1 protein-coding gene is annotated in these 497 nt (G+C 63.4%); it reads right to left on the minus strand.

The genetic code is table 11. The features are described from left to right. Positions 1 to 497 (minus strand): HNH endonuclease signature motif containing protein (locus B1964_RS29375; protein WP_139765965.1); only part of this gene is annotated, 497 nt, incomplete at both ends.

Genomic DNA, 497 nt, shown 5'->3' on the forward strand with positions numbered 1-497 from the left:
CATCCGTGGTGGTGCACATCGTCGTGGCAGCTGGTGCAGAGTAGGCAGCCGTTGTCGAGGTCGGTGGGACCGCCCTTGCTCCAGTGGACGAGGTGGTGTCCTTGGCAGCGTCCGGCGTGGGCACCACACTTGATACATCCGCGATCCCGCACCAGCAACGCTTTGCGTTGGCCCGGTGTGAAGAAGCGTTTCGCCTCCCCCACACTGAGCGGCACACCGTTGGGATCAAGCATGATCTTGGTGATCGTGGTGTCACACGACAACAGTTTCGCGGTGGCTTCGGTGATGGCACCCATGTTCTGCAAATCGCCGCCGAGTGCCGGGTTGTCCGCCGACCAGGTCCACAACAACCCGTTGGTCGGTTTCGCCGAGAAGGTGGTGTCGGCCAAACCTTGTGCCGCCAACTCCACGATCGTTTCGAACGCGGCCGCACAGATCTGTTCGGGTGTCCGCGGATCCGGCGACCCGTCGGGCTGGGGCTTGGGCGCCGACAAGGT

The sequence above is a fragment of the Gordonia sp. i37 genome, from assembly GCF_002043085.1.
Taxonomy (GTDB): Bacteria; Actinomycetota; Actinomycetes; order Mycobacteriales; family Mycobacteriaceae; genus Gordonia; species Gordonia polyisoprenivorans.